At 63.7% G+C, this 13,213-nt stretch carries 15 protein-coding genes; 4 read left to right on the top strand and 11 right to left on the bottom strand.

What is annotated here, in order from left to right; all coding sequences use genetic code 11:
* Window positions 1–5: 5 nt before the first annotated feature.
* Window positions 6–956, top strand: a complete 951-nt coding sequence (locus ACN0X6_RS02830) for a homoserine kinase (protein WP_417701938.1) — start codon at window positions 6–8, stop codon at window positions 954–956.
* Between the two features lie 88 nt (window positions 957–1,044).
* Here the strand turns inward: ACN0X6_RS02830 and ACN0X6_RS02825 are convergent, their stop codons facing one another.
* From ACN0X6_RS02825 to ACN0X6_RS02805, 5 genes are all read right to left on the bottom strand, one after another.
* The gene (locus ACN0X6_RS02825) at window positions 1,045–1,677 is read right to left on the bottom strand and encodes an SCO family protein (protein WP_417701936.1); all 633 of its coding nucleotides are present in this window, start codon (window positions 1,675–1,677) and stop codon (window positions 1,045–1,047) included.
* Between the two features lie 181 nt (window positions 1,678–1,858).
* Window positions 1,859–2,758: a heme o synthase gene (gene cyoE, locus ACN0X6_RS02820; RefSeq protein ID WP_417701934.1), complete on the bottom strand. Its 900-nt coding sequence runs from the start codon at window positions 2,756–2,758 to the stop codon at window positions 1,859–1,861.
* Between the two features lie 19 nt (window positions 2,759–2,777).
* The gene (locus ACN0X6_RS02815) at window positions 2,778–3,836 is read right to left on the bottom strand and encodes a COX15/CtaA family protein (RefSeq protein WP_417701932.1); all 1,059 of its coding nucleotides are present in this window, start codon (window positions 3,834–3,836) and stop codon (window positions 2,778–2,780) included.
* Between the two features lie 56 nt (window positions 3,837–3,892).
* Window positions 3,893–4,471 (bottom strand): hypothetical protein, encoded by a 579-nt coding sequence (locus tag ACN0X6_RS02810; RefSeq protein ID WP_417701930.1) that lies wholly within the window; start codon window positions 4,469–4,471, stop codon window positions 3,893–3,895.
* On the bottom strand, window positions 4,446–5,177 hold the full coding sequence (locus ACN0X6_RS02805) for an SURF1 family protein (RefSeq protein WP_417701928.1): 732 nt from the start codon (window positions 5,175–5,177) through the stop codon (window positions 4,446–4,448). The genes ACN0X6_RS02810 and ACN0X6_RS02805 overlap by 26 nt, the downstream gene beginning before the upstream one ends.
* Window positions 5,178–5,248: 71 nt before the next feature.
* Here ACN0X6_RS02805 and ACN0X6_RS02800 point away from each other — a divergent pair, with 71 nt between their 5' ends.
* A complete protein-coding gene (locus ACN0X6_RS02800; protein ID WP_021487546.1) occupies window positions 5,249–5,452 on the top strand; it encodes a twin transmembrane helix small protein in 204 nt (67 codons plus the stop codon).
* A gap of 6 nt (window positions 5,453–5,458) precedes the next feature.
* Here the strand turns inward: ACN0X6_RS02800 and ACN0X6_RS02795 are convergent, their stop codons facing one another.
* The 4 genes from ACN0X6_RS02795 to coxB are packed head-to-tail and all read right to left on the bottom strand — an operon-like array spanning window position 5,459 to window position 9,638.
* The gene (locus ACN0X6_RS02795) at window positions 5,459–6,355 is read right to left on the bottom strand and encodes a cytochrome c oxidase subunit 3 (RefSeq protein WP_417701926.1); all 897 of its coding nucleotides are present in this window, start codon (window positions 6,353–6,355) and stop codon (window positions 5,459–5,461) included.
* A gap of 11 nt (window positions 6,356–6,366) precedes the next feature.
* Entirely contained in the window at window positions 6,367–6,915 is a 549-nt protein-coding gene (locus ACN0X6_RS02790; protein ID WP_417701924.1) for a cytochrome c oxidase assembly protein, read from the bottom strand.
* A gap of 10 nt (window positions 6,916–6,925) precedes the next feature.
* Window positions 6,926–8,509, bottom strand: a complete 1,584-nt coding sequence (gene ctaD / locus ACN0X6_RS02785; protein WP_417701922.1) for a cytochrome c oxidase subunit I — start codon at window positions 8,507–8,509, stop codon at window positions 6,926–6,928.
* Window positions 8,510–8,513: 4 nt separating this feature from the next.
* The gene (coxB, locus tag ACN0X6_RS02780; RefSeq protein ID WP_417701920.1) at window positions 8,514–9,638 is read right to left on the bottom strand and encodes a cytochrome c oxidase subunit II; all 1,125 of its coding nucleotides are present in this window, start codon (window positions 9,636–9,638) and stop codon (window positions 8,514–8,516) included.
* A 404-nt stretch (window positions 9,639–10,042) separates the two neighbouring features.
* On the opposite strand from coxB, the gene ACN0X6_RS02775 reads away from it, so the two are divergent.
* Complete coding sequence (locus ACN0X6_RS02775) at window positions 10,043–10,684, top strand: hypothetical protein (RefSeq protein ID WP_417701918.1); 642 nt, start codon at window positions 10,043–10,045, stop codon at window positions 10,682–10,684.
* On the opposite strand, the gene ACN0X6_RS02770 is transcribed toward ACN0X6_RS02775, so the two are convergent.
* Window positions 10,674–11,603 carry an AEC family transporter gene (locus tag ACN0X6_RS02770; RefSeq protein ID WP_417701916.1) on the bottom strand — a complete coding sequence of 310 codons (930 nt, stop codon included), beginning with the start codon at window positions 11,601–11,603 and terminating at the stop codon, window positions 10,674–10,676. The genes ACN0X6_RS02775 and ACN0X6_RS02770 overlap by 11 nt on opposite strands.
* Window positions 11,604–11,746: 143 nt before the next feature.
* Here ACN0X6_RS02770 and glsB point away from each other — a divergent pair, with 143 nt between their 5' ends.
* Entirely contained in the window at window positions 11,747–12,655 is a 909-nt protein-coding gene (gene glsB, locus ACN0X6_RS02765; protein ID WP_074677566.1) for a glutaminase B, read from the top strand.
* A 106-nt stretch (window positions 12,656–12,761) separates the two neighbouring features.
* Here the strand turns inward: glsB and ACN0X6_RS02760 are convergent, their stop codons facing one another.
* Window positions 12,762–13,205 carry a GNAT family N-acetyltransferase gene (locus ACN0X6_RS02760; protein WP_417701914.1) on the bottom strand — a complete coding sequence of 148 codons (444 nt, stop codon included), beginning with the start codon at window positions 13,203–13,205 and terminating at the stop codon, window positions 12,762–12,764.
* Window positions 13,206–13,213 lie beyond the last annotated feature (8 nt).

The raw sequence follows: 13,213 nt of genomic DNA, 5'->3' as shown, positions 1-13,213 counted from the left end.
CTGATATGTCGGTATTCACCCCCCTGGAGCGTCATGAGCTCGAAGTCTTCCTGGCGCCCTACGGGCTTGGTCGGTTGCGTGATTTCCAGGGCATTGCTGCGGGCAGCGAAAACAGCAACTTCTTCGTCAGCCTGGAGCAGGGTGAGTACGTTCTGACCCTGGTCGAACGCGGGCCAGTGGCCGACCTGCCGTTCTTCATCGAATTACTCGATGTGCTGCACGATGCCGGCCTGCCGGTACCCTACGCCCTGCGCACGCAGGATGGCGAGGCGCTGCGCAGCCTGGCGGAGAAACCGGCGCTGCTGCAGCCACGGCTGTCCGGCAAGCATGTGCGCGAGGCCAACGCCCATCACTGTCAGGAAGTGGGTAGCCTGCTGGCGCGGATTCACCTGGCCACGCGTGATGCGCCCATCGAGCGGCGCAGCGACCGTGGCCTGGACTGGATGCTCGCCGAAGGCCCGAGCCAGGCGCTGAAGCTCGATGAACAGGCATTGCCGCTGCTGCGTGATGCGCTGGCCGAGATTGCCGAGCTGAAGCCGCTCATCCTGGCTTTGCCGAGGGCGAACCTGCATGCCGATCTGTTCCGCGACAACGTGCTGTTCGACGGCAACCACCTGGCCGGGGTAATCGACTTCTACAACGCCTGCTCCGGGCCGATGCTCTACGACCTGGCCATCACCCTGAACGACTGGTGCTCACACGAAGACGGCAGCCTCGACGGCGCTCGCGCCCGTGCGCTGCTCGGCGCCTATGCGGCGCTGCGCCCCTTCACCGCTGCCGAGGCACAGCTGTGGCCGGCCATGTTGCGCGTGGCCTGCGTGCGTTTCTGGTTATCGCGCCTGATCGCCGCCGAGTCGTTCGCCGGGCAGGAAGTGCTGATTCATGATCCGGCCGAATTCCAGCGGCGCCTGGCGCAGCGTCAGCAGGTCAAGCTGCCCCTGCCATTCGCCTTGTAGGGTGGATCACGCTTCATCGATCCACCATGGCGCGCACTGCGGTGGATGAAAAGAGCGTCATCCACCCTACGCAGACACGGGCGTGCCTTTAGCTACCCGAAACCAGCCCCGGCAGTTGCGCCGCCAGCTTGGCGTTGTTGATCGGCGCGCGGATGAAGCCACGCTGGGTGCCATCCGGGCCTATGATCACCAGGTTGCCGCTGTGATCGACGGTGTAGTTTTCCTTGCTGGTGTCAGCCGGGATGTAGGGAATGCTTACCGAGTTGGCGAACTTCTGCAGGGTTTGCTCTTCGCCGGTCAGGCCTTTGAAGCCCGCATCGAAGAAGCCCAGGTACTTGCTCAGTTGCTCCGGCGTATCGCGATGAGGATCGACGCTGACCATCACTACCTTCAGCCGTGCGCGGGTTTCTTCGGGCAGTTGAGTCTGCAGTTGGCGCAACTGGGCGAGGGTGGCCGGACAGATATCCGGACAGAAGGTGTAGCCGAAGAACAGCAGGCTCCATTCACCCTTGAGCTGATCCACCACGACCTCCTTGCCGTCCTGATCGATCAGGCTCAGCGCTGGCAGGCTGCGGTTCTGCGGTAGCAGCACGATACCGGCATCGAGCAGTGCGGCCGGGTCACCCTGGCTCTTGCTGTTGAGCACCTTGTTGACGGTCAGGCCCAGCACCAGAGCGACGATGGCAACGAGGACGAAAACAGTGGTATGAGTACGCGTCATGAAACCCCTCAGCAAGCCATTGAAAAACTACCTGCGTTGCCATCGCGGCGTTAAAAACAGGCTCGGACTGCTCATTTACAATCCGTAAAGTCGAGCGCGACTCCGACCGGTCCTCGCCTGTTTTTGCGGGGCCGCCATCGGTATTGCGCTGGCTGCCTCGCCAACGTTTTTAAACGGCCTGCTAGATATTCAGCAACAGATAGTGATCCGCCAGTAAAGCGATGAACAGCAGAAACAGGTACCAGATACTGTACTTGAAGGTGTTGATCGCCGCGTGCGGTTTGCTGTCACGGTACAGCACCCAGGCCCAGTGCAGGAAGCGTCCGCCGAGCAGCAGGGCGCAGGCCAGGTAGAGCGGGCCGCTCATGTGAATGGCGTAGGGCAGCAAGGTCACCGCGAACATCACCAGGGTGTAGAGCAGGATATGCACCTTGGTGTAGTGCTCGCCATGGGTCACCGGCAGCATGGGGATGTCCGCCTTGGCATATTCGGCCTTGCGATGAATGGCCAGGGCCCAGAAGTGCGGCGGCGTCCAGGCGAAGATGATCAGCACCAGCAGCAGCGGCTCGGCGCTCAGGTGACCAGTGACGGCGACCCAGCCCAGCAGCGGCGGTGCAGCGCCAGCCAGGCCGCCGATGACGATGTTCTGCGGCGTGGCGCGCTTGAGAAAACCGGTGTAGATCACCGCATAACCGAGCAATGAGGCGAGGGTCAGCCAGGCGGCCAGCTCGTTGGTGAACACCATCAGCAGGCTCATGCCGGCGATGGCCAACAGCAGCGCGAAGGTCAGCGCCGCGACCGGCGAGACCCGCCCGGCGGTGACCGGACGCTTGTGCGTACGCACCATGATCGAGTCGATACGTCGATCCACCACATGATTGACCGCAGCCGCCGCACCGGCACACAGGCCGATGCCGAGGTTGCCGAACAACAGCACCGTCCAGGGCACACCGGCACGGGTGGCGAGGAACATGCCGACCAGCGAGGTGATCAGCATCAGCATCACCACCCGTGGTTTGGTCAGCTCCAGATAATCTCGCCAGGTGGCATGTTCGGCGTGAACTCGCAGCATTGTCGCCATGACATTTCTCCCTGAATCGTTATTTGCCGGCCTGAAGCAGACCGTTGGAAGCCAGAGCCGCGTGGGCACCGGTGAGGTCGCGCGCTGCATGCTTGATCTCGCTGGCAGTGCGCAAGCGATAGTTGACCAGCACCATCACCAGCAGCAGGGCCGCGCCACCTGCGTTGTGCGCGACCGCCACCAGCAGCGGCAGATGGAAGATCACGTTGCTGATGCCCAGGCCGACCTGCAGGGTCAGCGCCAGCAGCAGCAGACCGGCCAGGCGCGACAGACTGGCCGCGTGCAGTCGCCAGGCCAGAGCCAACAGCGCCAGCGTGACCAGCAGCGCACCGATGCGATGGCTCATGTGAATGGCGGTGCGCGCGTCACTGTCGAGCTGTCCGCCCAGGTAGTTGGGACCGATGTGCTGGGTCAGGTGAAAGCCCTTGCCGAAATCCATCGCCGGCCACCACTCGCCGTGACAGGTGGGCAGGTCGACGCAGGCGACGGCAGCGTAGTTGGAGCTGACCCAGCCGCCGAGGGTGATCTGCCCGATCACCAGCAGCAGGCACGCCAGCGCCAACGTCCGCAGGCGCCCCGGCAGCTGCAGCGGGGCGAAGCGTCCGGACAGGCGCAGCGTGAGCAAGGTGAGCAGACTGAGCGTGGCGAAACCGCCGAGCAAGTGAGCGGTGACCACCTGCGGCCACAGCTGCAGGGTGACTGTCCACATGCCGAAGGCGCCCTGCAGGATCACCAGCGCCAGAATCGCCAACGGCAACCTGAGCGGCTGGGTTGGCTCCGCGCGACGGCGCACGGCCTGGGCAGCAATGACGAGAATCACCAGCCCCAGTGCACCGGCAAAGTAGCGATGGATCATCTCGTACCAGCCCTTGGCGACCTCTACCGGGGCCTCGGGAAATCGCGCCTCGGCGATGGCCTGCTTGTGCTCGCTCATCGGCACCCCGAGAAACCCGTAGCAACCCGGCCAGTCCGGACAACCCAGGCCGGCATGGGTCAGTCGGGTGTAGGCACCTAGCAGCACCACCACCACGGTCAGAAGGGTCGCGAACAGCGCTAGACGGTAACCGGGCTTGTGCATGTCTGACTCCTTGGGCACTGGGCTTGGCGCTCTGTCGATACGGACAGCGCGCGGCGTCAACCGATCAGGGAAATTTTCAGCAGGTAGCGCAGATCATCGAGAATGGCCTTGCCCTTGCTGCCGGCCGGATAGCGCAGCACCAGATTGCCGTGTGGATCGACCAGCCACAGCTGTGCACCTGGCACCGCCTCGGCGGCCTTGTCGTAGGCCTGCAGATCCAGCTGATAGCGTCCGAGCTGCGGGTACTCACGCTTGAGCGTGGCGTCGTACTCGGCCGGCAATGGCTCGGCCAGCGCCAGGCCGTGACTGGCGCGGGCAGTCTCGCGGTTGAGACCGATCTGGATCTGCCGCGCCAGGTAAACCAGCTGCTGACAGTCGGCCTCACATGCGCCCGGTGCTGTCACCAGAATCTGCCACAGCGGCTGCACCTCACCCTGCACGCCGAGATCGGCAAGGGTGCGCCCATCGCCGATCAGCACACCGTGGTAGCTGCGCGTCTCCGGCACCCAGAAGCGCCACTGGTACATGGCGCTGGCCAGGAACATCGGGCCGATGGCAACGGCCAGGATCAACAACAACTGCAGGCGACCACGCCCCTTGCGCGGTGCCTCAGGCATGGCGATGGCTGGGTTCATGACGATGCTCCCGTGCATTGTGAATTCCGAGATAGATGAACAGGCCCAGCAGCGCGGCAGCCAAGGAGAACCACTGCACCGCATAGCCCAGATGCTTGCTGGGGCTCATGGCCACGATCGGCCAGTCGACGCGATAACTGGCGGGCCCGGACTCCAGGCGTACCTCGAAAGGCAGGCCACCACGGCCGAGCTGATGCCAGAGGCTGTCGGCCTCGACCTGCGTGATCAGGCGTGGCCAGCCCTCGGATGCCGCGCCGGATCGCCAATTCAGACCGCCAGAGGGCGCCACGTAGACCCAGGCAGTGAGCTGCAGCACGCCATCGGGACTCTCGAAGTGCGGCGCCGTGCGCCGGTCCGGCCAGGGTAGCCAGCCGCGGTTGAGCAACACCCAGAGGCCGCTGGACTGATCGTAAAAAGGTTGCAGCAACTCGACACCGGCATGGCCATCACGGATGCGGCTATCGAGCAGCAGGCTGTGCTCGCTATCGAAGTGCCCACGCAGCTGGACGCGGCGGTAGGCGGGGTCCGCCAGGGGCTCGAGCTGCTCGAGGCTGATCGGCTCGGCCTGACGCCGCGCCTCGAAACTGGCCAGCAACTGGCGCTTCTCATCGCCACGCTGCAGCTGCCAGAAGCCCAGCCAGAGCAACCCCGGCAGCAGCAGGGCAACCAGCAGGCTGGGCAGCCAACCGGGACGGAAAGCGCTCATTGCGCCCTGCCGTTATGATCGGGGTTGCTGGCTATACTGCAAGGCATCACTCGAATCCCCCGGAGTCTCACATGCTCAAGGCCGCGATCGTCCTCATGCTGCTGGCAACCATCGCCAGCCTGTTCAGCGGCCTGTTCTTCCTGGTCAAGGATGAGGGCCATGGTTCCCGCGTGGTTGGCGCGCTGACTGTCCGTGTCGGCCTGACCGCCATTACCGTTGCCCTGGTCGCCTGGGGCTTCTACTCAGGGCAACTGGTGTCCCACGTCACGTGGTAGCCCCCGCTACAGTACGTAGACGAAGACGAACAAGCCCAGCCAGACCACGTCGACGAAGTGCCAGTACCAGGCGGCCGCCTCGAAGCCGAAGTGCTGATCGGCACTGAAATGCCCGCGCATGATGCGCACCAGCATCACGATCAGGATGATGGTGCCGAGCGTCACGTGCGCGCCGTGAAAGCCGGTGAGCATGAAGAAAGTGGCGCCATAGATGCCTGAGCCCAGGGTCAGCCCCAGCTCGGTGTAGGCCTCGATGTATTCCTCGACCTGAAAGAACAGGAACGCCAGCGCCAGTACGATGGTGGCGGCCAGCCAGGCCTTGAGCGGGCCACGGTGGTTCTTCTTCAACGCATGGTGGGCGAAGGTGATGGTGACGCTGGAAGACACCAGCAAGATGGTGTTGACCAAGGGCAGATGCCACGGATCGATCACTGCGCTGGGTGGCGGGAACAGCTTGGAGTCGGGGTTCTGCAGCAGCGGCCAGCTGTATTCGAAGCCTTCCCAGAGCATGTTGGCCACGCCCTTGTCACCCTCGCCGCCAAGCCAGGGTCCGGCCCACATGCGGACATAGAACAGGGCGCCGAAGAAGGCGGCGAAGAACATCACCTCGGAGAAGATGAACCAGCTCATGCCCCAGCGAAAGGAGCGGTCCATCTGCGCGCTGTACAGACCGCTACGACTTTCCTTGATGACGTTGCCGAACCAGCCGAACAGCATCCAGGCCAGAATCAGCCCACCGACGAAGAAGATCAGCGGCCCGTTGGAGCCGTCGCGACCTGCCGACAGGTCGTTGAACCAGGTGCCGACACCATAGAAGCTGACCAGCAGGCCGATGGTGGCGACGATAGGCCACTTGCTCTGCGCCGGGACGTAATAGTTCTCGTGACTTTCGTGACTCGACATTGTTGTTCTCCTTATGGAGCCTGTGCCACTGGCGGTTTGCGCACGGTGATATCGAACAGGGTGTAGCCCAGGGTCAGGTGCTTCACGTCCTTGGGCAGGTCTCTGTCGACGATGAAGCGCACCGGCATTTCGATGCGCTCGCCCGGTTGCAACACCTGCTGGGTAAAGCAGAAACACTCGGTCTTGTGAAAGAAGGCCGCCGCTTTCGAAGGCGATACGCTCGGGATCGCCTGCGCGCTCATCAGCTGGTCGCTGGGGTTGTAGGCAACGAACAGCATGTCGCGCGCCTCACCCGGGTGAACCAGTATCTCGTCGGCCTGCGGACCGAACTCCCAGACCATGCCGGCAGCGTTGGTGGCGAGAAACTGCACGCGCACCTGGCGCTGTTCATCCACCATCTGCTCGCCCTGGTAGGCCCCGGCCGTCTTGCCGTTGATGCCGAAAACCCGGCACATGGCGTCGTAGAACGGCGGCAGGACGAAGATGCCAAAGCAGAACATCACCACCACCACGAGCAGCAGACGGGTAACCAGGCGACGAGTCGCGATGACCTCGCTCACGGCGGACCTCCTATTTCACTTCCGGTGGCGTGCTGAAGGTGTGGTAGGGCGCCGGTGACGGCACCGTCCACTCCAGGCCTTCGGCACCGTCCCAGGGTTTGGCCGGGGCCGGCTTGCCGCCGCGGATGCACTTGATGACGATGAACAGGAACAGCAGCTGGGTCGCCCCGAACATGAAGGCGCCGATGCTGGAGACCATGTTGAAGTTGGCGAACATCATGTTGTAGTCGGGGATACGCCGTGGCATGCCGGCCAGGCCAACGAAGTGCATCGGGAAGAACGCCAGGTTCATGCCGATGAAGCTCATCCAGAAATGCAGCTTGGCCAGGGTTTCGTCGTACATGTGGCCGGTCCACTTGGGCAGCCAGTAGTAGGCCGAGGCGAAGATGCCGAAGATCGCACCGGGTACCAGCACGTAGTGGAAGTGCGCCACCACGAAGTAGGTGTCGTGGTACTGGAAGTCCGCCGGGGCGATGGCCAGCATCAGCCCGGAAAAACCACCGATGGTGAACAGGATGACGAAGGCCACCGAGAACAGCATCGGCGCCTCGAAGGTCATCGAGCCCTGCCACATGGTGCTGGCCCAGTTGAACACCTTCACCCCCGTGGGTACGGCGATCAGCATGGTGGCGTACATGAAGAACAGCTCGCCGGTCAGCGGAATGCCCACGGTGAACATGTGGTGCGCCCAGACGATGAACGACAGGAAGGCGATCGCTGCCGTGGCGTAGACCATCGAGGTGTAGCCGAACAGCGGCTTGCGCGCGAAGGCCGGAATGATCGAGCTGACCGCGCCGAAGGCGGGCAGGATCATGATGTACACCTCGGGATGACCGAAGAACCAGAACACGTGCTGGAACAGCACCGGGTCGCCACCGCCAGCGGCGCTGAAGAAGCTGGTGCCGAAGTGGATGTCCATCAGCATCATGGTCACGCAACCGGCCAGTACCGGCATCACCGCGATCAGCAGGAAGGCGGTGATCAACCAGGTCCAGACGAACAGCGGCATCTTCATCAGGGTCATGCCGGGGGCACGCAGGTTGAGGATGGTGGCGACCACGTTGATCGCCCCCATGATCGAACTGATGCCCATCAGGTGTATCGCGAAGATGAAGAAGGTCGTGCTCTCCGGCCCGTAGGTGGTCGACAGCGGCGCATAGAAGGTCCAGCCGAAGTTCGGCCCGCCACCCTCCATGAACAGCGTCGAGACCAGCAGACCGAAGGCCGCCGGCAACAGCCAGAAACTGAAGTTGTTCATCCGTGGCAGGGCCATGTCCGGCGCGCCGATCATCAGCGGGATCATCCAGTTGGCCAGGCCGACGAAGGCCGGCATCACCGCGCCGAAGACCATGATCAGGCCGTGCATGGTGGTCATCTGGTTGAAGAATTCCGGCTGCACGATCTGCAAGCCCGGCTGGAACAGCTCGGCGCGGATGACCATGGCCATCGAGCCACCGAGCAGAAAGGCGCAGAAGCTGAACCACAGGTACATCGTGCCGATGTCCTTGTGGTTGGTGGTCAGCACCCAGCGCATCAGGCCCTTGGCCGGGCCATGGTGGTGGTCAGTATGACCGTGGTCGATCACTGCACTCATGTCCTTACTCCTGCGCCTTGGAGAAATCGAGAATGTCCTTGGGCGTGACCATGTCACCGACATTGTTGCCCCAGGCGTTGCGCTCGTAGGTGATGATGGCGGCCAGGTCGACCGGCGACAGCTGCTTGCCGAAGGCGGCCATGGAGGTGCCCGGCTTGCCGTGGTAGACGATGTCGATATGGCCCTCGGCAGCCCCCTTGGCGATGGCCGAGCCTTTGAGCGCCGGGAACATCGGCGGCAGACCTTCACCGCTGGGCTGGTGGCAGGCTGCACAGGCGGTGTTGTAGGCCTTCTCACCACGCGCCATCAGCTCTTCCATGGTCCACTCCTTGCTGGTCAGCTCGCGCTCGGCGGCGGCTGCCTGCTTGCGCTCGGCCAGCCAGGCAGCGAAGTCTTCCTTGGACTTGGCCTCGACCACCACCGGCATGAAACCGTGGTCCTTGCCGCACAGCTCGGTGCACTGGCCGCGGTAGATGCCGGGTTCCTCGATGCGCGTCCAGGATTCGTTGATGAACCCGGGGACGGCGTCCTTCTTCACCGCCAGTGCCGGCACCCACCAGGAATGGATGACGTCGGCGGCGGTGATCAGGAAGCGCACCTTGGTGCCCACCGGCACCACCAGCGGCTCGTCGACTTCCAGCAGGTAGTGTTCGCCCTTGGCTTCGCGGTTGTCGATCTGCGAGCGCGGCGTGGTCAGATTGCTGAAGAACTCGACGTCCTGCCCCAGGTACTTGTAGTGCCACTTCCACTGGTAGCCGGTGACCTGGATATCCAGCTCGGACTCGGTGGTGTCGTAGATCTCGATCAGCGTCTTGGTCGCCGGGATCGCCATCACCACCAGAATGGCCAACGGCACCACGGTCCAGAGAATCTCGACGGTGGTGCTTTCGTGAAAATGTGCGGGTTTCTGGCCGGTAGAGCGGCGGTGCATGATCATCGACCAGAACATGGCGCCGAACACGATCACACCGATCACAACGCAGATCCAGAAAATGGTCATGTGCAGATCGAACACGGAGCGGCTGACGTCGGTTACACCGGGCGCCATGTTGACCGTCCACTGCGCGTGCGCCGAGCCTAATGCCAGCCACAGCAGGAGGCCCATCCAGACTCGTGGATGTCGCATCATTGCGGGTTCCCCTTGATTGTTCTTGTTATCCCGCCGGCTGAGCCTGCGGCTAAGGGATCGACTGCCATGGAGCGACAAGGCGGACTCACTGTCCGCGCACCGCGCTCAACTGCTGGCGACTACTGCCGAAACCTCTCCGTGCCTGAGCTCGTCCGGTTCCATCAGGTACTGCCTTTCGAGTTCGAGTATAGACGGCGAGTTTCACCTCGCAACGTGCGCGCAAAAATGGCCGAAGGCGCGCAAGCCCTGTCCTAAACGCCCCGCCTGACGCGGGGTGTAGCCGTTCTGATACAGGTCGTTATAGCGAACTCGCATAAGTATGAAAAAATTATGACAATCGCGTCTTAGCCTGACCAAACGGCCGGCTAATGTTCACGCCCATGTCCTGAAATGTAGGAGCTGTCATGAACACCGCCGCCCTTCGTCAATTGATCGCCCAGGCTCACCAGCAGGAAAGCGGCAGCCAGGCGCTCTCGCGCCTGCTGCAGGCTCAGCTGGAGCGCCTGCACCCGTCCATCCGCCTGCCGGGGGAGGATGCGGCGGCGGCGCTGAGCGCATTCGTGATCGCCTATATCGAGCAGGTGCCGGACGTGCTCGACGCGGCTGCCGAGGTGGCGCGCGAAGCAGGAATCGAGGCCGCTGTGAAACCGGTACTGAAGATCGCCGAGCATTTCTTCCTGCAGCCACCGGCGCTGATGGAGGGCCATGAAGGTCTCGAAGGCCTGCTCGACGAGGCCTATCTGGCCCACCGCCTGGTGGAGGAGGTCAATGACCGCTATATCGCCCACCTCGGCCAGCCGCTGATCCCGCTGGACACCACGCGCGCCAACCTGATCGCTCATCAGTTGATCGGCGAACCTTTCGCCAACCAGCTCGACGAGGCCGTGCATCATGCCCTGGCCGGCATGCTCGATGACGCCAGCTTCGACCTGCCGTCGGTGCAGGCCTACCGTGAGCGCCTGGCGGCGCCGGATACCGCATCGGCCTGGCAGCGCTGGTCCTGCCTGTCGCAGCAGTTGGGCGTGGAGCTGCAACTCAAGGCGTGATCGCCAGCAGGATCAGGGTCAAGGTCAGCAGCGAGCCGAGGGTAGAGAACAGGATCGCCCGCGAAACCAGCGCCGCCTGGCGCTGGTAGTACTCGGCGAGCATGAACGGCCCGGTGCCCGTTGGCAGTGCGCTGAGCAGCAACGCGGCGTGCGCCCAGAACGGTGGCAGGTCGAGCAGCACGAAGGCGATGAACCAGGTCACCAGCGGTTGCAGCACCAGCTTCAGGGCCACCAGCGGCCAGGCGCCTTCGCTCGGCCCGCTCTGCCGCTGCGCCAGGAACAACCCCAGCGAAACCAGTGCACAGGGCACCGTGGCCGCGCCGAGCAGGCGCAGAAACTCGTCCAGCGCCGCTGGCATCTGCACGCCGCCAAAGGCCCAGGCAGCCCCCAGCAGTGGCGCCACCACCAGCGGGTTCTTCAGCAGCGCCGTGACCACCTGCACGATGGCGCCGCCCAACCCCTTCTTGCTCTGCAGACCCACCTCGATGCACACCACCGCCAGGCCGAACAGCACGCAGACCACCAGCAGCGAGGCGATCAGCGCGGGAGCCATGCCGTCCTCCCCCAGCACCAGCACGCACAGTGGAATGCCGATATAGCCGGTATTGGCATAACCGGCACTGAGCCCATCGATGCTGGCGTCGACCAGGCTGCCAGTGGTTTTCCAGCGGTATGCCAGCGTGACCAGAAACACCGCGAGCATGCCGCCGGTGAAGGCGAGCAGGAAACCGGGTTGCCAGATCTGCGCCCAGTCGGCCTTGGCCGTGAGGCTGAAGAGCAGGGCCGGCAGGCCGAGCCAGACCACGAAGCGGTTCATCTCCGAGGCCGCCGTCGGCCCCAGGCGATTGGTTCGCCGACAGATGAATCCGACCAGGATCAGGCCGAAGATCGGCAGCAGCACATTGAGAACGGTGGACATCGAACTACGCCAGCGACAGGGGAGGGCCGAGCCTAGGGGGTGCAGGCCGCTCAGGGCAAGCGCCTGCCTGTGATTCCGTAGCGTCCGCAGGCGTCTAGCACTGACCTGCCGGGACGCTACCCGGCCTACTCGCGAGCCTGAGCATGCAAGCGCTGTTGAACGAAATTCTCGATGAAGTCCGCCCACTGATCGGCCAGGGCAAGGTGGCCGACTACATTCCCGCGCTGGCCAGCGTGGTGCCCGATCAGCTGGGCATCGCCGTGTATGGCAACGACGGCCAGGTGCATGTCGCCGGCGATGCGCGTACGCCCTTCTCGATCCAGAGCATTTCCAAGGTGTTCAGCCTGGTCCAGGCCATCGGCCACAGCGGCGAGAGCATCTGGCAGCGCCTGGGCCACGAGCCGTCCGGGCAGCCGTTCAACTCGCTGGTGCAGCTCGAGTTCGAGCGTGGCAAGCCGCGCAATCCGTTCATCAATGCCGGCGCCCTGGTGATCTGCGACATCAACCAGTCGCGCTACGCCGCACCAGCATTGTCGATGCGCGACTTCGTCCGGCGTCTGTCGGGCAACCCCGAGGTGACGGTGGACAACCATGTCGCCGAATCGGAATACCAACACCGTGCACGCAACGCGGCTGCAGCCTACCTGATGCAATCGTTCGGCAATTTCCACAACGAAGTCGAGGCGGTGCTGCGCAGCTACTTCAGCTGCTGCGCGCTGCGCATGAGCTGCGTCGACCTGGCGCGCGCCTTCGGCTTCCTGGCCAACCAGGGTTTCTGCCAGCACAGCGGCGAGCAGGTGCTGTCGCCCCGCCAGACCAAGCAGATCAACGCCATCATGGCCACCAGTGGGCTGTACGACGAAGCCGGCAACTTCGCCTATCGTGTCGGTCTGCCGGGCAAGAGCGGCGTCGGCGGCGGCATCGTCGCGGTGGTACCAGGGCAGTTCAGCGTATGCGTGTGGTCACCGGAGCTGAACGCAGCGGGTAACTCCCTGGCCGGGATCAAGGCGCTGGAGCTGCTCAGTGAGCGCATCGGCTGGTCGGTCTTCTGAATCGGCGCGCTACAGCTGCAGTAGCCCGGATGAAATCCGGGGAAGGGGCGCCGCTCTCGCCGGATCGCACCCAGGCCAAGGGTGCCAAAGGTGCGCGCAGCGCACCCTACAACAGCTTGCGGTACTGCACGAATCCCGAGCGCTCACCGATGCGCTCGTACAAGAGCTTGGCCTGGCTGTTGCTCTCGTGAGTCAGCCAGTGCACCCGTGAACAGCCGGCGGCGCGGGCCTGCTCAAAGACATGCTGGATCAGCCGACGACCGACGCCGCCACTGCGCTGGCCCTTGGCGACGAACAGGTCCTGCAGGTAGCAATAGTCGCCGGTGGTCCAGGTCGAGCGGTGAATGACCCAGTGCACCAGGCCAATGGCCTGGTCACCCTGCCAGGCCAGGGCAGCGCCCATGGGCTCGGCGGAGTCGAGAAAACGCTGCCAGGTAACCGCGCTGGTCTCGGCTGCAATCTCGGTCATGTAGAAGCGCTGGTAGCCCTGCCACAAGGGCAACCAGGCGGGGTGATCGGCGGCGACTACAGGGCGAATGTCGATACTCATCGTCCTTC

The organism is Pseudomonas sp. (assembly GCF_048269965.1).
Taxonomy (GTDB): domain Bacteria; phylum Pseudomonadota; class Gammaproteobacteria; order Pseudomonadales; family Pseudomonadaceae; genus Aquipseudomonas.
The sequence above is the reverse complement of the archived record's forward strand: the minus strand, read 5'-3'. Positions and strand labels throughout refer to the sequence as shown.